Annotated in this window: 19 protein-coding genes; 3 read left to right on the top strand and 16 right to left on the bottom strand. The window is 73.6% G+C overall.

Annotated features, from left to right (window positions below; all coding sequences use genetic code 11):
- Positions 1–8 precede the first annotated feature (8 nt).
- The 5 genes from VGI02_RS09405 to dhaK all read right to left on the bottom strand — a co-directional run bounded on the left by VGI02_RS09405 (position 9) and on the right by dhaK (position 6,000).
- On the bottom strand, positions 9–734 hold the full coding sequence (locus tag VGI02_RS09405; RefSeq protein WP_331627068.1) for an SDR family NAD(P)-dependent oxidoreductase: 726 nt from the start codon (positions 732–734) through the stop codon (positions 9–11).
- Between the two features lie 98 nt (positions 735–832).
- Positions 833–1,771 carry an acyl-ACP desaturase gene (locus VGI02_RS09400; RefSeq protein WP_331627067.1) on the bottom strand — a complete coding sequence of 313 codons (939 nt, stop codon included), beginning with the start codon at positions 1,769–1,771 and terminating at the stop codon, positions 833–835.
- Positions 1,772–1,901: 130 nt separating this feature from the next.
- Positions 1,902–4,358, bottom strand: coding sequence for a phosphoenolpyruvate--protein phosphotransferase (gene ptsP, locus VGI02_RS09395; protein WP_331627066.1), 2,457 nt, complete (start codon positions 4,356–4,358; stop codon positions 1,902–1,904).
- Positions 4,355–4,999, bottom strand: coding sequence for a dihydroxyacetone kinase subunit DhaL (dhaL, locus tag VGI02_RS09390; RefSeq protein ID WP_331627065.1), 645 nt, complete (start codon positions 4,997–4,999; stop codon positions 4,355–4,357). Before dhaL ends, ptsP begins: the two co-directional genes overlap by 4 nt.
- On the bottom strand, positions 4,999–6,000 hold the full coding sequence (gene dhaK, locus VGI02_RS09385) for a dihydroxyacetone kinase subunit DhaK (RefSeq protein WP_331627064.1): 1,002 nt from the start codon (positions 5,998–6,000) through the stop codon (positions 4,999–5,001). The genes dhaL and dhaK overlap by 1 nt, the downstream gene beginning before the upstream one ends.
- 266 nt (positions 6,001–6,266) lie before the next feature.
- On the opposite strand from dhaK, the gene VGI02_RS09380 reads away from it, so the two are divergent.
- Complete coding sequence (locus tag VGI02_RS09380; RefSeq protein WP_331627063.1) at positions 6,267–6,899, top strand: hypothetical protein; 633 nt, start codon at positions 6,267–6,269, stop codon at positions 6,897–6,899.
- 48 nt (positions 6,900–6,947) lie between these two features.
- Positions 6,948–7,355: a hypothetical protein gene (locus VGI02_RS09375; protein WP_331627062.1), complete on the top strand. Its 408-nt coding sequence runs from the start codon at positions 6,948–6,950 to the stop codon at positions 7,353–7,355.
- A gap of 26 nt (positions 7,356–7,381) precedes the next feature.
- On the opposite strand, the gene VGI02_RS09370 is transcribed toward VGI02_RS09375, so the two are convergent.
- Together VGI02_RS09370 and VGI02_RS09365 are read right to left on the bottom strand one after the other, a co-directional pair.
- Positions 7,382–8,257 (bottom strand): phosphoribulokinase, encoded by an 876-nt coding sequence (locus VGI02_RS09370; protein ID WP_331627061.1) that lies wholly within the window; start codon positions 8,255–8,257, stop codon positions 7,382–7,384.
- A 24-nt stretch (positions 8,258–8,281) separates the two neighbouring features.
- Positions 8,282–9,346 carry a class 1 fructose-bisphosphatase gene (locus VGI02_RS09365; protein WP_331627060.1) on the bottom strand — a complete coding sequence of 355 codons (1,065 nt, stop codon included), beginning with the start codon at positions 9,344–9,346 and terminating at the stop codon, positions 8,282–8,284.
- A 262-nt stretch (positions 9,347–9,608) separates the two neighbouring features.
- Here VGI02_RS09365 and VGI02_RS09360 point away from each other — a divergent pair, with 262 nt between their 5' ends.
- Positions 9,609–10,631, top strand: a complete 1,023-nt coding sequence (locus VGI02_RS09360; protein WP_331627059.1) for a class I fructose-bisphosphate aldolase — start codon at positions 9,609–9,611, stop codon at positions 10,629–10,631.
- Between the two features lie 4 nt (positions 10,632–10,635).
- On the opposite strand, the gene VGI02_RS09355 is transcribed toward VGI02_RS09360, so the two are convergent.
- From VGI02_RS09355 to VGI02_RS09315, 9 genes are all read right to left on the bottom strand, one after another.
- Positions 10,636–11,823, bottom strand: a complete 1,188-nt coding sequence (locus tag VGI02_RS09355) for an RNA polymerase sigma factor (protein WP_331627058.1) — start codon at positions 11,821–11,823, stop codon at positions 10,636–10,638.
- Positions 11,824–11,830: 7 nt separating this feature from the next.
- Complete coding sequence (locus VGI02_RS09350) at positions 11,831–12,184, bottom strand: YciI family protein (protein WP_331627057.1); 354 nt, start codon at positions 12,182–12,184, stop codon at positions 11,831–11,833.
- A 43-nt stretch (positions 12,185–12,227) separates the two neighbouring features.
- Positions 12,228–12,647, bottom strand: coding sequence for a DUF6069 family protein (locus VGI02_RS09345; RefSeq protein ID WP_331627056.1), 420 nt, complete (start codon positions 12,645–12,647; stop codon positions 12,228–12,230).
- A gap of 98 nt (positions 12,648–12,745) precedes the next feature.
- Positions 12,746–15,310 (bottom strand): sensor histidine kinase, encoded by a 2,565-nt coding sequence (locus tag VGI02_RS09340; protein WP_414638229.1) that lies wholly within the window; start codon positions 15,308–15,310, stop codon positions 12,746–12,748.
- Positions 15,311–15,320: 10 nt separating this feature from the next.
- On the bottom strand, positions 15,321–15,944 hold the full coding sequence (locus VGI02_RS09335) for a potassium-transporting ATPase subunit C (RefSeq protein ID WP_331627078.1): 624 nt from the start codon (positions 15,942–15,944) through the stop codon (positions 15,321–15,323).
- A gap of 71 nt (positions 15,945–16,015) precedes the next feature.
- The gene (kdpB, locus tag VGI02_RS09330) at positions 16,016–18,091 is read right to left on the bottom strand and encodes a potassium-transporting ATPase subunit KdpB (RefSeq protein ID WP_331627054.1); all 2,076 of its coding nucleotides are present in this window, start codon (positions 18,089–18,091) and stop codon (positions 16,016–16,018) included.
- On the bottom strand, positions 18,088–19,749 hold the full coding sequence (gene kdpA / locus VGI02_RS09325) for a potassium-transporting ATPase subunit KdpA (RefSeq protein WP_331627053.1): 1,662 nt from the start codon (positions 19,747–19,749) through the stop codon (positions 18,088–18,090). The genes kdpB and kdpA overlap by 4 nt, the downstream gene beginning before the upstream one ends.
- Positions 19,749–19,838 (bottom strand): K(+)-transporting ATPase subunit F, encoded by a 90-nt coding sequence (gene kdpF, locus VGI02_RS09320; RefSeq protein ID WP_331627052.1) that lies wholly within the window; start codon positions 19,836–19,838, stop codon positions 19,749–19,751. The genes kdpA and kdpF overlap by 1 nt, the downstream gene beginning before the upstream one ends.
- Entirely contained in the window at positions 19,835–19,993 is a 159-nt protein-coding gene (locus VGI02_RS09315; protein WP_331627051.1) for a hypothetical protein, read from the bottom strand. The genes kdpF and VGI02_RS09315 overlap by 4 nt, the downstream gene beginning before the upstream one ends.
- Between the last annotated feature and the right edge of the window lie 34 nt (positions 19,994–20,027).

Below are 20,027 nucleotides of genomic sequence, written 5' to 3'. Positions count from 1 at the left end.
GTGGCGAATCAGCGACCGGCGGCCTGGCCGCCGTCGACATGCACCGTCTCGCCCGTGACGAAGGTGGCGTCGTCGAGATAGCGGATCGCCGCGACGACGTCGGCGACCTCGCCGAGTCGGCCGAGCGGATGGAGTTCGGCCAGCCCTGTGTAGGACTCCGGATCACGCGCGGGCGGCGCGATGACCCCGAGCGACACCGCGTTGACCCGCAGCCCACGCGCCGCGTACTCGATGGCCAGCGAACGGGTCACGGCCACGAGTCCTCCCTTGGTGAGTGCCGCCAGGGCCGAAGGTCGCGCGCTGTCGGCCTGGTCGACCAGGCTCGTGGAGATGTTCACGATGTGCCCGCTACCTCGCCGCAGCATCTGCGGGATCGTTCGCTGGGTGAGGTGGAAGAAACCGGCCAGGTTCACCGAGGTGATCGCGACGTAGTCATCGATGGTGTAGTCGGTGAAGGGCTTGCTGATGTAGACCCCGGCGTTGTTGACGAGGGTGTCGACCCGGCCGAAGCGCTCGATCGTCCGGTCGATCACACGCTGGGCGGTCTCGGGCTCCGTGATGTCACCGCGGACGGTCAGATAATCGCTCTCGTCGGAGAGCGGCACGGAGCGGGCGACACCGACGACGGCGTACCCGGCCCGGCGGTAGGCGCTCACCAGCCCGGCCCCGATGCCCTGGGACGCGCCGGTGACGACGGCGACCTTCCGAGTGTCGGGCGGTGCCCCCGTTTCCACGCAGACCTGTGTACACCGTGCCGAGCGCCGGGAGCACCGCTGCTCGCGTCAGTGGCGTGCCGGGGCGCCCCCGCCACAGGTCCGCGACGCGTCCCGCGTCAGCCGGCCTCGCCCGCGGCGGCCGCACGCTCCCGGGCCCGGCTCCGCTGTTCCTCGAACCGCACGGCCTGGGCGTCGATCCGGGCGAGGAACTCGGACAGCTCGGTACGGGCCTTCTCCCCCTCGGCGTCGAGACCCTCGAGCTCGAACACCTTCCAGTGGCGCAGGAGCGGCCAGATCACCTCGTCGTGGTGGACCCGCAGGTCGTAGATCCCCGCCTGGGCGATCTGCACGGCCTTGCGGGTGAATCCCGGGATGATCACCCCCGGCATCGCGAAGCCGACCACCTCGTCGGTGATGGCGCGCATGGTCGCGTTCGGCGCGATCTCGAGGGCCGCCTGCGTCAGGTTCCGATAGAAGACCATGTGCAGGTTCTCGTCGGTGGAGACCCGGGTCAGGAGTTTCTCGGCGACCGGATCCCCGGCGAACCGTCCGGTGTTGCGGTGCGACACCCGGGTGGCGAGCTCCTGGAACGAGACGTAGCTGAGCACGCGCAGGATCGGCTTCTCCGCCGAGTCGAACCCGGTCTGCATCACCTTCATCCGGGCCTGTTCCAGCTCCTCCGGGTCGACGCCGCGGGTCACGAGCAGGTAGTCGCGGATGCAGAAGGCGTGTCGCCCCTCCTCGGCGGTCCACCGGTGCACCCACGTCCCCCAGGCCCCCTCCCGACCGAACGCCCGCTCGATCTCACGGTGGTAGCTGGGCAGGTTGTCCTCGGTGAGCAGGTTGACCTCGAGCGCCGTCCGGGCGACCGGCGACAAGGCCGACTGCTCGGGATCCCAGGCCTCCCCGCCGAGGTCGGCGTAGTCGCGACCGAGGCTCCATGGCACGTACTCGTGCGGCATCCAGTCCTTCGCGGCCGCGAGATGCCGATCGAGGTTCGCCGTGACCGCGGGTTCGAGGTCGAGGAGAAGGCGGGTGCTGTCCGGAGTCGTCATCGTGTCGCTCCAACCACCGCGGCTCGTTCGCGCCCGCCGGGATGGAACCCGGAAACGGAGGCGATGTCGTGGGCGTGGTCAGCGTAACGGGCCCAGCGACAACAAGATGATCAAGCGACCGGCCGTCGGTTCAGCGCGCGAGCAGCGCACGGACCGCCGTGGCGTCGCGGCACGTCAACGCGTCGGCGGCGAGCTCCCGGGCGTGCTGGAGATCGACGGCCCGGACCGCCTGCTTGACGGCGGCGACGGCGCCCGGGGCGACGCTGAGCTCGCGGACACCGAGACCGATCAGCAGCTCGGCGGCCCGCTCGTCGGCGGCGAGCTCGCCGCAGACCGCGACCAGGACGTCGTCGCCCGCCCGGTCGGCCGTCACGGCGATCAGCGCGAGGACCCCGGGGTCCAGGGCGTCCGCGAGGGCGGCCAGCTCGTCGTTGCCGCGCTCGGCGGCCAGCGTGTACTGGGTGAGGTCGTTCGTGCCGATCGAGAAGAAGTCGACGTGCGGCACGAACGCGGCCGCCTTGAGCGCCGCCGCCGGGACCTCGACCATGATCCCGACCCGCAGGCCCGCAGGGCGTCCCCGACCGACCGCCTCGACGGCGCCGTCGAGCAGGCCGCGGGCCGCGGTGAGCTCGTCGACGTCCGCGACCATCGGGAACATGACGTCGACCGGGTGGTCATGGGCCACGCGCACGATCGCCTGGAGCTGATCGGCCAGCAGCTGCGGGCGGGCCAGCGCCAACCGGATCCCCCGGACCCCGAGGAACGGGTTCGCCTCATGCGGCATCGGGAGGTAGTCCAGGGGCTTGTCGCCGCCGACGTCGAGGGTCCGCAGCGTGATGCGCCTGCCCTCCATGGCCTCCGCGATCGCGCGGTAGGACACCTCCTGTTCGTCGACGTCGGGGGCCCGCTGCCGGTCGAGGAAGCAGAACTCGGTCCGGACCAGGCCGGCGAGGTCGGCCCCGGTGGCGGCCCGGGCGTCGGCGACCGACCCGACGTTGGCGCCGACGAGCACGGTGGTCCCTTCCCGGGTCACGGCGGGCTCGTCTGCCCGTCGCAGCGCGTCGCCGCGGCGCCGGTCGAGCGCGTCGGCCCGCTCCCGGAAGGCGCGCAGCGTCGGTTCGTCCGGGTCGACGACGACCTCGCCGGTGGTCCCGTCGACGACGACGAGCGCGGCCGCACCGACGCGGGCGATCACGGCGGCTCCGACGCCGACGACGGCCGGGATACCGCGGGCGCGCAGCAGGATCGCCGCGTGTGCGGTGGGGCTGCTGCCGGCGAGCACCACCGCGGGCGTCCGGGTGGGGTCGACGGCGGCCGCGTCGGCGGGGGTGAGGTCGTCGGCGACGAGGACTCCGTCGGACGGGGCGTCGTACTCCACGGCGCCGCCGAGCGCGCGCAGGACCCGGTCCCGCACGTCCCGGACGTCACCGGCGCGGCCGCGCAGGTACTCGTCGGCGGCGGTCGCGAACTCCCGCTCGACCTCGTCGAGGGCATCCGCCCAGGCCCGTGCGGCGTCGGAGCCGCCGTCGATGCGGGTGCCGGCGTCGGTGAGCAGGTCGGGGTCGTCGAGCAGCAGCAGCTGGGCGTCGAAGATCGCGGCCTCGGCCTCGCCGATCTCGCGGGCCGCGGTGGCGCGGACGGTCTGCAGGTCGTCGCGGGCGCCGTCCCGGGCGTGGTCCAGGCGGTGGCGCTGCTCGGCCGGGGTGCCGGGGCGGGCCGCGGGGACGACGACGGAGGCCGGGCGCGCCACCCGCACCGGGCCGATCCCGATCCCGGGCGAGGCCGGGACCGGTCGTCGCCCCGCCCGCTCCCCCGCCGCGGGCACCACGGGGGAGGCGGACCCGGACTCGCCGAAGGCGTCCTCGGCCAGGGCGCGGACCCGGCGCACGGCCTCGGCGGCGTCGGCGCCGTGGGCGCGGACGGCGACCTGGTGGCCCTGGAGCGCCCCGAGGGTCGCGACCTTCGAGAGGCTGGCTCCGGAGACCTCCGGACCGTCGAGGGTGATGTTGCGCAGCCGCACGTCGGCGTCGAGACCGGCCACCGCCCGGACGAGCCGGGCCGCGGGGCGGGCGTGCAGCCCGTGCGGCATCGCGACCGTGAACTCCCCACGTAGCTCGTCCGGCGCGTCACCGGTCGATCCGGGGCGGTCGGGCTCGGGAGCGGGATCGGGGGCCACGGACGGTCCGAGGTGACCGGCCTTGGCCTGCAGCGCGTCGGCCGCCTCGGCCGCGACCTCCGCGGCCGGGGCGCCGCCTGCCGCGCTCACCGAGGCGAGCACGAGGCCCTCGACCAGGGGCGCGGAGCTGAGCACGACACGCCCGCGGGTGTCGTCGTCGACCATCTCGAGGGCGAGCTCCGCGGAGAGCACGGCGCTGCCCAGGTCCATCAGGACGACGACCCCGTCGCCCTGATCGGCACGGGTGACGGCCTCGCTGATGGCGACCGCGTCGGTGCCGAAGCTCCCGTCGTCGAGCCCGGCGGCGAGCTCGATGGCTCCGCGGGCCCCGTGCAGCATCTCCCCGGCCAGGGCGATCGCCGCCTCGGCGAGGGCCCGGCTGTGGGACACCACGACGATCCCGACGGTCACGGCGTCCCCTGCTCCTCCAGGGCGGTGGCCGCGGCGGCGACGAGCAGCGCGGCGGACGTGGCGCCCGGGTCCTGGTGGCCGGCGCTGCGCTCGCCGAGATAGCTGGCCCGCCCCTTGCGGGCGGTCATCGGGGTCGTCGCGTCGCGCCCGGCGTCGGCGGCGGTGGACGCCGCGCGCAGGGCCGCCGCCAGCGGCTCGCCGGCGCCGAGGGCGGCGTCGAGCGCGTCCAGGGCGGGGGCGAGCGCGTCGATCATGGTCTTGTCCCCGAGCTCGGCCTTCCCGCGGGAGACCACGCCCTCCACGCCCGCCCGGAGCGCCTTCGCGAAGGTCTCCGGCTCGAGGGTGGCCTCGCCGCCGGTGGCCGAGGCCATCCGGAGGAACAGCGTCCCGTACAGCGGTCCGCTGGCTCCGCCGACCGAGCGGATCAGCACCATGCCGGTCTGCTTGAGCAGCGCGGCCGGGTCGGCGGCGGGCGTGGCGAGGGCGTCGACGACCGCGGTCATGCCGCGCTGCATGTTCGCGCCGTGGTCGGCGTCGCCGATCGCGGCGTCGAGGGCGGTGAGGTCGTCCTTCTGGTCGGCCACCGACGTAGCGAAGGTCCGCAGCCAGCGCTGGAGGGCAGCGACGTCGACACCCGCCATCACATGCCCCAGCGCAGGCCGAGGGTGGCCACCGGCGCGTCCCAGAGACGCAACAGTTCGTCGTCGAAGCGGGTCACGGTCACCGAGCAGCCGGCCATGTCCAGGCTGGTGACGTAGGGGCCGACGAGGGTGCGGACCGGGACGACGCCCGCCTTGTCGAGCAGGGCGGCGATCTCGCCGTACATCAGGTGCAGCTCGAGCAGCGGGGTGGCGCCCATGCCGTTGACGAACACGAGCACACCGTCCCCGCCGGTGAAGTCGTGGTCGTCCAGCACCGGCTCGACGAGCATCTGGGCGATCTCGTGTGCGGGGGCGAGCGGCACCCGCCGCCGGCCGGGCTCGCCGTGGATCCCGATCCCGATCTCGATCTCGTCGTCGGGCAGGTCGAAGGTGGGACTGCCCTTCGCCGGCACGGTGCACGAGGTCAGCGCCATCCCCATGCTGCGGGTGCCGGCGTTCACCCGCCGGGCCAGGTCGGCGAGCTCCGACAGGGAGCGGCCCTGCTCGGCGGCGGCCCCGACGATCTTCTCGACGGGGATCGCGGCGCCGGTGCCGCGCCGCCCCGCGGTGAACAGGCTGTCCTCGACGGCGACGTCGTCGTTGATGACGACCCCCTCGACCCGGGTGTCGGTCTCCGCGGCGGCGAGCTCGGCCGCCATGTCGAAGTTCAGCACGTCGCCGGTGTAGTTCCAGACGAGGTGCAGCACCCCGGCGCCGCCGTCGATGTTCTTGGTGGCCTCGGCCATCTGGTCGGGCACGGGCGAGGTGAAGACCTCGCCGGCGCAGACCGCGTCGAGCATCCCGGGGCCGATGAACCCGCCGTGCGCGGGTTCGTGACCGCTGCCTCCGCCCGAGAGCAGCCCGACCTTGCCCGCCACCGGGGCGTCGGCGCGGTAGATGATGCGCTGGTCGTGGTCGACGCGGAGCTGGGGGTGGGCGCGGTCGAGCCCGCGCAGGGACTCGGCGACGAGGTCGGCCGGGTCGTTGAGAAGCTTCTTCATGGATCCACTCCTGGATCGGGAGCCCGAAGGCTCACGGGTGCGGGCCGGCGCGGCTGTCGACATCACGCGGCCGGAGTCGGCTGCGCGCCGCCGGCCCGGTCGCTCGAGACCGCCGGGGGCCGGGGCGGGACTCGCACGAAGCAGTCTTACCAACCGGGCCCGGCCCGCGTCACGAGCCGGAGCCGGGGGTCCCGCGTCCGGCGGAGCGGACGCCATCGCCGTACGGTCGGGGTTCGCGTCGGGGGATGCGACCGGGGGTGGTTGCGGTGACGTCGGTGTCCGGCCCGCGGGTGGACCCCGCCCCGCTGTTCGACCTGGTCACCGGTTTCCCGCCGGCCGACGCCGTCGACGTGACGGTGCCGATGCCGTTGTCGCTGGCCGTCTACATGACGATGCTCGAATCGACCGGTCACGCGGCCGTGCTGGCCGTGCTGCGCAAGCTCCACATCGAAGCGGCCCGCGAGACGGTGCGCGGCATCCAGGCCGTGGTCGGCGCGCTCGTCGACCCCGAGACCTCCGCGGCCGCCCGGTTGCGGATCACCCACATCGTCGAGCAGCGGGTTCCGCGGGTGAACGGGCTCCGCCCGCACGTGCACGCCTACGTCGGCGCCACCGTCCGGTGCCCGAGCGATGGTCGGGAGTCCCCGGTGGACGTCGAGCGGCTGACGGCCCTCGCCGGCTCGGAACTGTTCGACGACTACCGCGACGGGCTCGCGAGAGCCACGGCCGAGCGCGTCGGTCTGGAGTGGGGGGAGACGCCCTGGTCGCCGTGCGAGATCGTCCGACCTCGCTGGCCGGCCGAACGCGCCGCACAGTCGCGGTACGACGACCTCTCCTGCCGGGGCCCCTGGCCGCGGCGCCAGATCGTGGCCGGGGCGCGGTACTCGCCCGGGGAGTGACCCGGAGACCCGGTCGCCGGGAACGTCGCCCGCACTACTGTGGGGGCGGTGACGGCGTTCTTCCTGCCCGGCGTGGAGCCCGATCGGGCCGAGGCCCGCTATGTCGAGCTCGCGGAGATGGTCGAGGCCCCGCTGGTGGGCCCGGCCGACCGGGTCCTGTCACTGCGGTTCGTCCAGGGCGCCGAGGAGTGGACCGCGACGGTCGGGGAGTGCCTCTCGGGGCAGCTCACCGCCAGGACCGATCGCCGACCCGCCGGACGGTCGTCGTCGGCCGCCTCGTCGCCCGCCCGCCGGGTCTCCGACCCGGCCACCGTGCAGGCGATCTTCGACACGGGTGACGCCTACCGGGTGGTGACCGACGGCCACCCCGTCGGAGAGGTCAGCGACTCGACCTGGGACAACCCGTTCTCGATCTCCCGCCCCCGCACGCGTCAGGTGCTCCGCTTCGGCGAATGACGTGCAGACGCCGCGGTCCGGCGCCGTCAGCGGCTCCCGTTGCGGCGCTCCGCGAGCCGCCAGATCATCGGTGTGAAGATCAGCTGCATGGCGAGGTCCATCTTTCCGCCCGGGCACACGATGGTGTTGGGGCGCGACATGAACGAGTCGTGCAGCATCGAGAGCAGGTACGGGAAGTCGATGCCCTGCGGCCGGGCGAAGCGGATCACGAGGAACGACTCGTCGGCGGTCGGGATCGTCCGGGCGATGAAGGGGTTCGACGTGTCCACGACCGGCACCCGCTGGAAGTTGACGTGCGTCCGCGAGAACTGCGGGGCGATGTAGTGCACGTAGTCCGGCATCCGGCGCAGGACCGTGTCCATGATCGCCTCGGTCGAGTAACCGCGCTGGGCCTTGTCCCGCTGGACCTTCTGGATCCACTCGAGGTTGATCACCGGGACGACGCCGATGGCGAGGTCCACGTGCCGCGCGACGTCCACGTCGCCCGTGGCGACCGCGCCGTGCAGGCCCTCGTAGAACAGCAGGTCCGCGTCGGCGGGTAGTTCCTCCCACGGCGTGAACGTGCCGGGTGACTGGCCGTACGGGCCCGCCTCGACGTCGTCGTGCAGGTACCGGCGCACCTTCCCGCCGCCGGTCTCGCCGAACACGCGGAACAGTTCCTCCAGGTCCTCGAAGAGGTTCGCCTCGGGTCCGAAGTGGCTGAAGGAGTGATCTCCCTGCTCCTCGGCACGAGCCATCCGCTCCTTCATCTCGGTGCGGTCGAACCGGTGGAAGCTGTCGCCCTCGACGGAGGCGGCGTGGACCCCTTCCCGACGGAAGATCTGGTCGAACGTGCGCATCACCGAGGTGGTGCCTGCCCCGGACGAGCCGGTCACCGCGACGATCGGGTACTTCTCGGACACAGTGCCTCGATTCTGGTGCGACGGTCAGCCGTCGGCCCGGTAGAGGCCGCGGGCGCCGAACAATGCGGGCTCGGCCCCGTTCTCCATGGCGTGGAGCGCTTCGACCCGCTCGACCTCCTCGGCCGCGCCGAAGACGAGCGGGATCCGCTGGTGGAGCTCGTCGGGCACCACGTCGAGGATCCGGTCGCGTCCGGTGCTCGCCCGGCCGCCGGCCTGCTCGACCAGGAAGGCGACGGGCGCGGCCTCGTAGAGCAGCCGCAGGCGGCCGGTGCGAGCCGGATCCTTCGTGTCGTCGGGATAGAGGAACACGCCGCCGCGGGTCAGGATCCGGTGGAGCTCGGCCACGAGCGACGCCACCCAGCGCATGTTGTAGTCCTTCTCCCGGGGCCCCGACCGGCCGGCGAGACACTCGTCGACGTACCGGCGCACCGCGGGATGCCAGAAGCGCCGGTTCGATGCGTTGATCGCGAACTCCGCGGCGGTCTCCGGGATCCGCATGTCCGGCGCGGTGAGGACGAACTCCCCGAGGCCGGGCTCCAGCGTGAAGCCGTGCACGCCGGCGCCGACCGAGAGGACGAGCACCGTGGACGGGCCGTAGATGGCGTAGCCCGCGCACACCTGCCGGCTGCCGGGCTGCCGGAAGTCCGCCTCGTCGGCGTCGACGCCCTCCACCGGAGCCCGCAGGATCGAGAAGATGCTGCCGACCGCGACGTTGACGTCGATGTTCGACGACCCGTCGAGCGGATCGAACGCGAGCAGGTACTTCCCCCGTGGGTACCGGGCCGGGATGTGGTGGGGCTCCGCGAGCTCCTCGGACACCATCCCCGCCAGCTGCCCACCCCACTCGTTCACCCGGAGGAACAGGTCGTTCGCGACGACGTCGAGGGTCTGCTGGACCTCCCCCTGCACGTTGATCGTGGCCTCGGCGCCCAGCACCTCGCCCAGCGCCCCGAGCGCCACCCGCTTCGCGATCGCCTTGCAGGCGAGCGCGACGTCGAGGATCACGGCGTTCAGCTCACCGCTCGTCTCGGCGTGACGGCGGCGCTGCTCGATCAGGAACCGGGCCAGGGTCGTGCGGTCGGCGACCATCCGCGTCCTCCTCGGGCCTGCGCACGTCCAGGACGCGGAGCTCGGAGCCCTCGGCAGGTGATCTCGAGGCTAGGTCGGTGGCCGGGCCGGGACCTCCCTCTCGCGGTGGGGAGGAGGGGGGAGATCGACGAGGGTCGGCGCCGACCGGCGCGCGTCTCCCCCTCGTCCCTCCACCGCCTGAGGGACGTGCGGTCGAGCGACGCGGGCGTACCGTCCGCCCGGCCACCGGCGACCGCCGCGTGCCCCGCCATCGGAGGACGCCATGACCACCAGCACCGTCACGACCCCCCTCCACGCGACTGCCCGTGAGCTCGTCGGCACCGGGCGCGGGATCCTCGCCGCCGACGAGAGCATCTCGACGATGTCGAAGCGCCTGGAGGGGGCCGGGGTGGCGCCGACCGGGACGAACCGGCGCGACTACCGCGAGCTCCTCGTGACCACGCCTGGCCTCGCCGACGGCGCGAGCGGGGTCATCCTGTGCGACGAGACGCTCCGCCAGAGCCTGACCGACGGCCGGCCGTTCCCCGTGGCCTGCGCCGAGCTCGGGATCCTGCCGGGGATCAAGGTGGACACCGGCGCCAAGCCCCTCGCGGGAGCGCCGGACGAGACCGTCACCGAGGGACTCGACGGCCTCGACGACCGCCTGGCCGAGTACGCCGAGATGGGGGCCCGCTTCGCGAAGTGGCGGGCCGTGCTCACGATCAGCGGGACCACCCCGACCCGCTGGGCCCAGGCGGCGAACGCCCACGCGCTGGCCCGCTACGCGCGTTCCTGCCAGGAGGCCGGACTGGTGCCCGTCGTCGAGCCCGAGGTCCTCATGGACGGCGCGCACTCCCTCTCGGAGTGCGCGTCGATCACCGAGTCCACGCTGCTGTCGGTGACCCGGGCCCTCACCGCCGCGGGCGTCGACCCCGCCGGGATGGTGCTGAAGCCGAACATGGTGCTTCCCGGGGCGGAGTGCCCGCAGCAGAGTTCGCCCGCCCAGGTCGCCCGGGCCACGGTGGAGGTGCTGCGCTGCGCCGTCTCGCCCCGGCTCGCCGGGGTCGCCTTCCTCTCCGGCGGCCAGTCCCCCGAGACCGCGACCGCGAACCTCGCCGCCCTGCAGGAGCTCGACGTGTCCTGGCCGTTGACGTTCTCGTTCGGTCGGGCGCTCGTGAGCCCCGCGCTGGAGGCCTGGGGCGGCGACCCCGACCACGTGGCCGACGGCCAGGCCGCCCTCGCCCACCACGTCGACGCCAACGCGGCGGTGCTGCGGGACGACCGGTCCTCCGAGCGGACCGGCTGAGCGCTCAACCGGTCAGGCGCGCCCGTCTGGTCTCCAGGAAGGTCCGTTCGGTGTCGTTCGTGGCCAGGCTGATGGCCTCGGCGTAGGCGGCGACGGCGTCCGAGGTGCGGTCGAGGCGGGTGAGCAGGTCCGCGCGGGTTGCGGGCAGCAGGTGATACCCCGGGATGTCCAGCTCGTCGACGATGGCCAGCGCCGGCGCCGGTCCGTGCACCTGCGCGACGGCCACCGCTCGGTTGAGCGCGACGATCGCGGTCGGGTGGTGGTCCAGCAGCTGGTCGTAGAGCGCCAGCACCTGCGTCCAGTCGGTCTCCGGACCGTCGGTGTGCACGGCGTTGATCGCGGCCTGCAGCTGGTAGGGCCCCGGTCGGGCCCGGCGCAGGCACCGCCGCACCAGTTCGTGCCCCTCGGCGATCAGCTCGCGGTTCCAGGCCGACCGGTCCTGCTCCGCGAGCACCACCAGCTCGCCCGCAGGACCCACCCGCGCGGGCCGCCGGGCCTCGGTGAGCAGCAGCAGCGCCAGCAGCCCGATGGCCTCCGGCTCGTCGGGCATCAGATCGGCGAGCGCCCGGGCCAGTCGGACGGCCTCGAGGCAGAGGTCGGTCCGCAGCAGCTCACCCGACGTGGACGTGTACCCCTCGTTGAAGACCAGGTAGAGCACGGCGAGCACCGAGGCCAGGCGATCGGGGAGCTCGGCGGCGGCGGGCACCCGGTAGGGGATGCCGGCGTCACGGATCTTCTTCTTCGCGCGGACGATCCGCTGGGAGACCGTCACCTCCGGCACCAGGTAGGCCCGCGCGATCTCCGCCACCTCGAGCCCGCCCAGCAGCCGCAGGGTGAGCGCGGTCTGCGCCGTCGGCGACAGCGCCGGGTGGCAGCAGGTGAAGATCAGTCGGAGCTGGTCGTCGCGCACCGGTCCCACCTCCTCCGGCTCGTCGGATTCCTGCAGCAGCAGCGCCTGCGCGTGGCGGTCCTCCCGGGTGGATTCCCGCCGGAGGCGGTCGATCGCCCGGTTGCGGGCAGTGGTCACGATCCACGCGCCGGGGTTGCGCGGCGGTGCGTCGTCCCATTTCTGGAAGGCCAGGGCGAACGCGTCCTGGACGGCCTCCTCGGCGAGCCCGATGTCGCCGAGGAGGCGCGTCAGCGTGGCCACGCACCGGCCGTACTCCGCCCGGTAGACGGCGTCCAGGTCCATCTGCCGATCAGCCCTGCGACCAGCCGTCGAACGGGCGTACCTCGATCGGGCACCCGCAGGCGATCGCACACTTCCCGGCCCAGGACAGCGCCTGGTCGAGGTCGTCGCACTCGATCACCCAGAACCCGCCGAGCTGCTCCTTCGTCTCGGCGAACGGGCCGTCGGTCATGGTGGTCGTGCCGTTTCCGGGACGGACGACCGTCGTGGCGTGCGAACCCTGCAGGCCCCCGACGAACACCCACGAACCGGCGGCCCGCATCTCGTCGGTGACCTTGCCCGTCCGGGCCATCTGTGTCTGCAGTTCCTCGTCGGACTCCGGCTGGCTCTCGTCGTACTGGACGGCGAGCAGGTACTGCGTCACGGCGGGACTCCTTCGAACCGTGGGGCGGACAGTCGGACGGCCGTCAGGCGGACAGGCGCCGCGCGACCACCGGGATCACGATCGCAGCGGCGACGAGGTGGGTCACCATGAGCAGCATCTTGGTGGTGGTCGCGGCGTCCGCGAGCACGTCGGGCACCAGCGACAGCGCCGTCAGCACCATCGTGGTGCGGACGAACGCGATCCGCGGACGGCGCGCCCAGCGACGCAGGCCCAGCGCGAGCAGCAGGCCCACCACCGAGAAGATGGCGGTCAGCACGGCGAACCCGGGCACCGGGATCGGCGCCCCGGAGACGTCGAGGCTGATCCCGGCGAACTGGCCCACGGCGGCGACGGTCGCGGTCGCGGCCGCGGCGAGGCACACGGCGATCAGGCCGCCGCCGATGACGGACTTCGCGGGAACGGTGGTGGTGGTGGCGGTCGTGGGAGCGGTGGTGACGGACATCGTGGGCCTCCGGTGAGGGGCGACCGGCCCGTTGCCGGTCTCTCACCCGGACGACGAACGGGATCGACGTCCTTCGACACGACCGCGAAAAAAACCTTTCAGAGGCCGCCGTGGCTCGACAGCACGGGGGCGGTCGGTAGCGAGAGCACCATGGTGAGCCCGCCTCCCGGGGTGTCCTCGGGGGTGAGGGTTCCGCCCATCGCCTCGGTGAACCCCCGGGCCACGTGCAGACCGAGCCCGACGCCCGTGCCGGTGTCGCGGTCACCGAGGCGCTGGAACGGCGTGAACAGCTTGTCCCGGGCCTTCGGCGACACCCCGGGGCCGTCGTCGACGATGCGCAGCTCCACCCGCTCGTCGTAGGCGCTGGCCCGGACCGCGACGCCCGAGGCGCCTGCGTGGCGCACGGCGTTGTCGAGCAGGTTGGCCACGACGCGCTCGGCGAGGCCCGCGTCGGCCAGGACGTCGGGGAGGGTCTCCGGCACGTCGACGGTCACGCCGCGGGCGGTGTCGACCTCGAGCCCGGCCAGGGCGAGCGCGACGACCTCGGCCACGCCCACCGGCCCCTGCTGCGGGGTCACCGCGCCGGTGGCCAGCCGCGAGGAGTCGAGCAGGTTGTCGACCAGCCCGCCGAGCCGGTCGACGGAGTCCTCGACGACGGCGAGCAGCTCCCGGCGGTCGTCGCTCGAGACCCGCAGGGTGGGGTCGCGCAGTGTGCCGGCGGCGGCCTTGATCGTGGTCAGCGGAGTGCGCAGGTCGTGGCCGACCGCGGAGAGCAGCGCGGTCCGCAGCCCCGCGGCGTCGGCGCGACGCTGCGCGTCCGCGGCCTCGGCGGCCATCCGCCGGTTCCGCAGCGCCAGCAGGGCCTGCCCGCTGACCGAGCCGAACAGCCGGCGCTCGTCGGCCGAGAGGGTCCTGCCGCACCCGACGAGATGGACGTCGGTGTCCACCTCGACGTCGGCGTCCGCGTCCCCGGGCCGCGCGACGGCCGGATCGCCCACCGACGCCGACACCGTCCAGGTTCCCGAGGTGCCGCGCTCGAGCAGCGCCACCGATCCGAGCCCGAAGGCCTCCCGGACCCGGTCGAGGAGCTCGGTCAGCGGGTCGGAGCGGGTGAGGACGACGCGGGCGAAGGACGCGAGCAGGGTCGCCTCGGTCCTGGCCTGCGCGGCCTGGACGGCCCGCCGGTCGGCGCGGGCGACCACCAGCGCGACCAGCACGGCCACCAGCACCATCGTCCCGACGGCGACGACGTTCTCCGACGACGCGATCGAGAACGTGTACAGCGGCGGGGTGAGCAGGAAGTTGAGCAGCCCGCCGCCGAGCAGGGCGGCGAGCAGCGCGGGACCGAGACCGCCGACCAGGGCCACCACGACGGTCGACAGCAGGAACAGCGTGACGTCGGTGGGCAGGCCCACCAGGTGGCGGCCGACGACGCCGAGCACACCGGCCAGCGCGGGCGCGAGCACGGCCAGCGGCCAGCCCAGCACCCGGCGGCTGCGGGGCAGGTGGATCCCGCGGGCGCCCGGCCCTCCCCCGCGCACGGCGCTGCCCGCGTAGTCGTGGCTGACGAGGTGGACGTCGATGGAGCCCGACGCGGCCGTCGCGCGGGCCCCGATGCCGGGGTCGAGCAACCGGGCCCATCGGGAGCGCCGCGACGTCCCGAGCACCAGCTGGGTCGCGTTCGCGCCGCGCGCGAACTCCAGCAGCGTCGACGGCACGTCGTCGCCCACCAGCGAGTGGAAGGAGCCGCCGAGGCCGTCCGCGATCCGGCGCAGCTCGGCACCGGAGGCGGTGTCGCGCCCGCCCGGTGCCCCGGTCCCGTCGCCGCGCAGCACGTGGACCACGAGGAGGTCGGCGGCGTTCGCGCGCTGGGCGATGCGGGCCGCACGGCGCATCACGGTCGCGCTCTCCGGCCCGCCGGTCACGGCGACGACGACCCGCTCGCGGGCCTCCCACACCTCGTCGATGTGGGCCTCGGTGCGGTAGCGCTGCAGCGCGACGTCGACCTGGTCGGCCACCCAGAGCAGCGCCAACTCCCGCAGCGCGATGAGGTTGCCGGTGCGGAAGTAGTTCGACAGCGACGCGTCGATCGTGTCGGCCCGGTAGATGTTGCCGTGGGCCATCCTCCGGCGCAGCGCCTCCGGGGTGATGTCGACCAGCTCGAGCTGGTCGGCGGCGCGCACCACCGCATCCGGGATGGCCTCGCGCTGACGGGCTCCGGTGATGCGCTCCACGACGTCACCGAGCGACTCCAGATGCTGGACGTTGACCGTGGAGAGGACGTCGATCCCGGCGGCGAGGATGTCCTCGACGTCCTCCCACCGCTTCGCGTGGCGGCTGCCGGCGGCGTTGGTGTGCGCGAGCTCGTCGACGAGCACCACCTCGGGGGCGCGGGCGAGCACCGCCTCGACGTCGAGCTCGGTCAGCTCGGTGCCGCGGTGCTCGACGTGCCGTCGCGGCACCACCTCGAGGCCCTCGAGCAGCGCCTGCGTCCTGGCGCGGCCGTGGGTCTCCACCAGCCCGACGACGACGTCGGTGCCCCGGTCGACCCGCCGGTGCGCCTCGCAGAGCATGGCGTAGGTCTTGCCCACACCGGGAGCGGCGCCGAGGTGGATGCGCAGTTCGCCACGGCGAGGTGCCGACGCGTCGTCCATGTCGTCCATCGTGCTCCGCTCAGCGGATTCCCGGCGCCGCCGCCGCGAGGGCGGCGTCGAGGTCGGGAACGTTCACCCCGGGCTCGCCGAACACCCCGAGCGACCGGCCGTCGGTGGCCCCGGCCACGAGGTCCCGCACCCGCTCGACGGGCAGCCCGGTCACCCGGGCGACCCGGGGGACCTGCAGCGCGGCGTAGGGCGGGCTGATGTGGGGGTCGAGCCCGGAGCCGGACGCGGTGACCGCATCGGCGGGTACCGCCGGTGGGGAGACGCTCTCGCGGGCGGCGATCGCGGCCCGGCGGGCGTCGATCGCCGTCACGAGGTCGGCGGAGTCGGCGGACTTGTTGGACCCGCCGGAGGTGGAGGGGTCGGCGGGCCCGAGACCGTCGTCGGCGGTCGACGACGCGCTCGGGCGGGTGTGGAACCACGGGTCGGCGGCGGGGTTCGCCGGGACCTGGTCGATGCCGATCAGCGACGACCCGCGGGGCGCGGCGCCGGGGGCGCTGATCAACGATCCCTCGGCCGGGCCGTGCAGCCCGGGCAGGCGGGAGACGGCCCAGATGCCGAGCGGGTAGATCCCGCCGAGGAGCACGGTGAGCACGAGCAGCAGGCGCAGCGCGGCCGCGGCCTGCCGGCCGAGCATCGACGGGCGGAGCGCCGGGGTCGAGTGCGCCGCGTCGCGGTCGGGGGGCGTGGAGACGGTCGTGGTCATGGTCAGCCGATCCCCGGGATGAGCCGGACGACGAGGTCGATGAGGTAGATGCCGACGAAGGGCACGACGACGCCGCCGAGCCCGTAGACCAGCAGGTTGCGGCGGAGCAGGGAGTCGGCCGTGCTGGGCCGGAAGCGCACGCCGCGCAGAGCGAGCGGGATGAGCGCGATGATGACGAGCGCGTTGAACACGACCGCGGACAGGATCGCGCTCTGCGGGGTGGCCAGCCGCATGATGTTCAGCGCCCCGAGCTGCGGATAGATCGCCAGGAACATCGCGGGCAGGATCGCGAAGTACTTGGCGAGGTCGTTGGCCACCGAGAACGTGGTCAGCGCCCCGCGGGTGATCAGCATCTGCTTGCCGACCTCGACCACCCCGATGAGCTTGGTGGGGTCGGAGTCGAGGTCGACCATGTTGCCGGCCTCCTTCGCGGCCGCGGTCCCCGAGTTCATCGCCACCCCGACGTCGGCCTGCGCGAGGGCGGGGGCGTCGTTGGTGCCGTCCCCGGTCATCGCCACCAACCGGCCGCCGGACTGCACGCGGCGGATCAGCTCGAGCTTGTCCTCGGGAGTGGCCTCGGCGAGGAAGTCGTCGACGCCGGACTCGTCGGCGATCGCCCGGGCCGTCAGCGGGTTGTCCCCGGTGATCATGACGGTGCGGATGCCCATCGTCCGCAGTTCGGCGAAGCGCTCGGCGATGCCGGGCTTGACCACGTCGGTGAGCTCGATGAGTCCCTTGACGCCGTCACGGTCGGCGACCGCCAGCGGGGTCCCGCCGCGGCACGAGACGTCCTGGGCGATCTCGCGCAGCTCCTCCTCCTCGCCGGACCCGCCGGCCCAGGTCAGCACCGCCGAGACCGCACCCTTGCGGATCTCGCGGCCGCCCAGGTCGATGCCCGACATCCGCGTCCGGGCGGAGAAGGGGACGAACTCGGCGACCGCCTCGTCGGCCGTCGCGTCCCCGGCCAGCCCGAACGCGGCGTGGCAGAGCGCGACCACCGACCGGCCCTCGGGGGTGGTGTCGGCCAGGCTGGAGAGCCGGGCCGCGGCGGCCAGGTCGTCGGGCTCCACCCCGCGCAGGGGGTGCAGCCGGGTCGCGCGGCGGTTGCCGTAGGTGATGGTGCCGGTCTTGTCGAGCAGCAGGGTCGACACGTCGCCCGCGGCCTCCACCGCCCGGCCCGAGGTGGCGAGCACGTTGCGCTGCACCAGGCGGTCCATGCCGGCGATGCCGATCGCGGAGAGCAGGGCCCCGATGGTGGTGGGGATCAGGCACACCAGCAGCGCGACCAGCACGACCAGCGACTGCTGCTGACCCGAGTAAGCGGCCATCGGCTGCAGCGCGACCACGGCGAGCAGGAACACGATCGTCAGGGCGGCGAGCAGGATCGTCAGGGCGATCTCGTTGGGGGTCTTCTGGCGCTGGGCACCCTCGACCAGGGCGATCATGCGGTCGACGAACGACTCCCCCGGCCTGGTCGTGATCCTCACGACGATCCGGTCGGAGAGCACGGTGGTCCCGCCGGTCACCGACGAGAAGTCCCCGCCGGACTCGCGGACCACCGGGGCGGACTCGCCGGTGATGGCCGACTCGTCGACGGTGGCGATGCCCTCGACGATCTCGCCGTCGCCGGGGACGATCTCGCCCGCCGCGACGACGACGTGGTCACCGATCCGCAGCGCGGTCGCGGCGACCTCCTCGCTGTGCCCGCCGACGAGGCGCCGGGCCACCGTGTCGGTGCGGGTGCGGCGCAAGGCGTCGGCCTGCGCGCGACCGCGGCCCTCGGCGACGGCTTCGGCGAGGTTCGCGAACAGCACCGTGAACCACAGCCACACCGCGACCAGCCAGGCGAACGCGCTCGGGTCGACGATCGCCGAGACGGTCACCACGAGCGAGGAGACCCAGACCACGAACATGACCGGGTTGCGGACCTGGACGCGGGGGTCGAGCTTGCGCAGCGCCTGGGGCATCGAGCCCCAGAGCTGGGAGGGCCGGAAGGCGCCTGCCCCGACGGCGCGGCCGGTGCGCCCGGCGTGGACGCCGCCGGCCGCTGCGGGCGGCCGCCCGGTGAGCACGGTCATGACAGTCCCTCCGCGATCGGGCTCAGGGCGAGCGCCGGGAAGAAGGTGATCGCCGCGACCAGCACGACCGTGCCCGCGACGAGCACCGTGAACAGGGGTTTGTCGGTGGCCAGCGTCCCGGGGCCGGGCTCCACGCGGGGTTGCCGCGCGAGCGATCCGGCCAGGGCGAGGACGGCCACGATCGGTACGAAGCGGCCCAGCAGCATCGCCACGCCCAGGGCGGTCTGGAAGAAGCCGCCGGTCACGGTCAGCCCGCCGAACGCGCTGCCGTTGTTGTTCGAGGCCGACGCGAACGCGTAGAACACCTCGGAGAGGCCGTGGGCACCGTCGTTGCCGAGCGCCTCGCCCGTGGACGGCAGCACCACGGCGAGCCCGGTCCCGAGCAGCACGAGCGCAGGCATGGCGAGCACGACGACGGCCGCGCAGGTCACCTCACGCCGCCCGAGCTTCTTGCCCAGGTACTCCGGGGTCCGTCCGACCATGAGCCCGGCCAGGAACACCGCGACCACCGCGACGACCAGGATCGAGTAGAGGCCGGTCCCGACCCCGCCGGGCGTCATCTCGCCGAACAGCATGTTGAGCAGCGCGCCACCGCCGCCGAAGGCGGAGAAGCTGTCGTGCAGCGAGTTCACCGCGCCGGTGGAGGTCGCGGTCGTCGAGTCGGCGAACAGCGCCGACGACGGGACCCCGAAGCGCACCTCCTTGCCCTCGAGGTTCGCGCCCGCCGCGAGGGCCGCCGGCCCGGTCGCGTTCGCCTCCGCGCTCCAGATGACCGCGAGCATCAGACCCCACAGCGTGGCCATCACGCCGAGCAGCGCGACACCCTGGCGCACCGATCCCACCAAGCGCCCGAAGGTCCGCGTCAGCGAGACCGGGATGACCAGCAGCAGGAAGATCTCGATGATGTCGCTCGCGCCGTTCGGGTTCTCGAACGGGTGCGCGGAGTTGGCGTTGAGGATGCCGCCGCCGTTGGTGCCGAGCTCCTTGATCGCCTCCTGCGAGGCGGCGGGCGCGAGGGCGAGGGTCGACGCCCGGCCGTCGGGCCCGACCACGTCGACACCGGCTCGCAGGCTCATGACGACGCCGAGGGCGACGAGGACCACCGCCCCGACCGCGGCCAGCGGGAGCAGGATCCGGACGCACCCGCGGGTGATGTCCACCCAGGCGTTCCCGAGGCGGTCGGAACCGGTCCGCACGAAGCCCCGGACCACCGCCACCGCCACCGCCAGGCCCACCGCGGCGGACAGGAAGTTCTGCACGGTGAGCCCGGCCATCGCCACGACGTGGCCCATGGTCGTCTCGGGCACGTAGGACTGCCAGTTCGTGTTGGTCACGAACGAGACCGCGGTGTTGAACGCGACCGACGGCGACACCGCACCCCGGCCGAGGTCGGCCCCGAGGACCGCCTGCAGCCGTTCGAGCAGGTAGAGCAGCACGACGCCGACGAACGAGAACGCCAGCACGGCCACCGCGTAGGTGGTCCACCGCTGCTCGGACCCGGGGTCGACGCGGACGAGGCGGTACATCGCGCGCTCGATCCGCCAGTGGCCGTCGTCGGTGTAGACGCGGGCCATCCAGTCCCCGAGCGGCCGCCACACCGCCGCGAGGGCCAGCAGGAGCACGGCGAGCTGGACCAGGCCCGCACCCGTCGTGCTCATCAGAACCGCTCCGGGCGCACGAGGGCGACCACCAGATAGATCAGCAGACCGAGCGCGAGCAGGCCCCCGACGACGTTCGCCGCGATCACAACCGGTCCAGCCCACGCACCGCGAGCAGCAGGACCGCGAACACCACGATCAGCACGCCCGCGAACACCAGGTCCTCCACGTCACGCTCCCCACGTCTCCGGTTCCCGGACGAGCCCGGGAACCGGCGGCGATCGTGGACTCGGCGAGGACGCACGGGGGCCGACGTTGACGACTTCTTGACGCGCGGG

The sequence above is a fragment of the Actinomycetospora sp. genome (assembly GCF_036497245.1).
Taxonomy (GTDB): Bacteria; Actinomycetota; Actinomycetes; order Mycobacteriales; family Pseudonocardiaceae; genus Actinomycetospora.
This window is presented reverse-complemented; position numbering and strand designations above follow the sequence as displayed.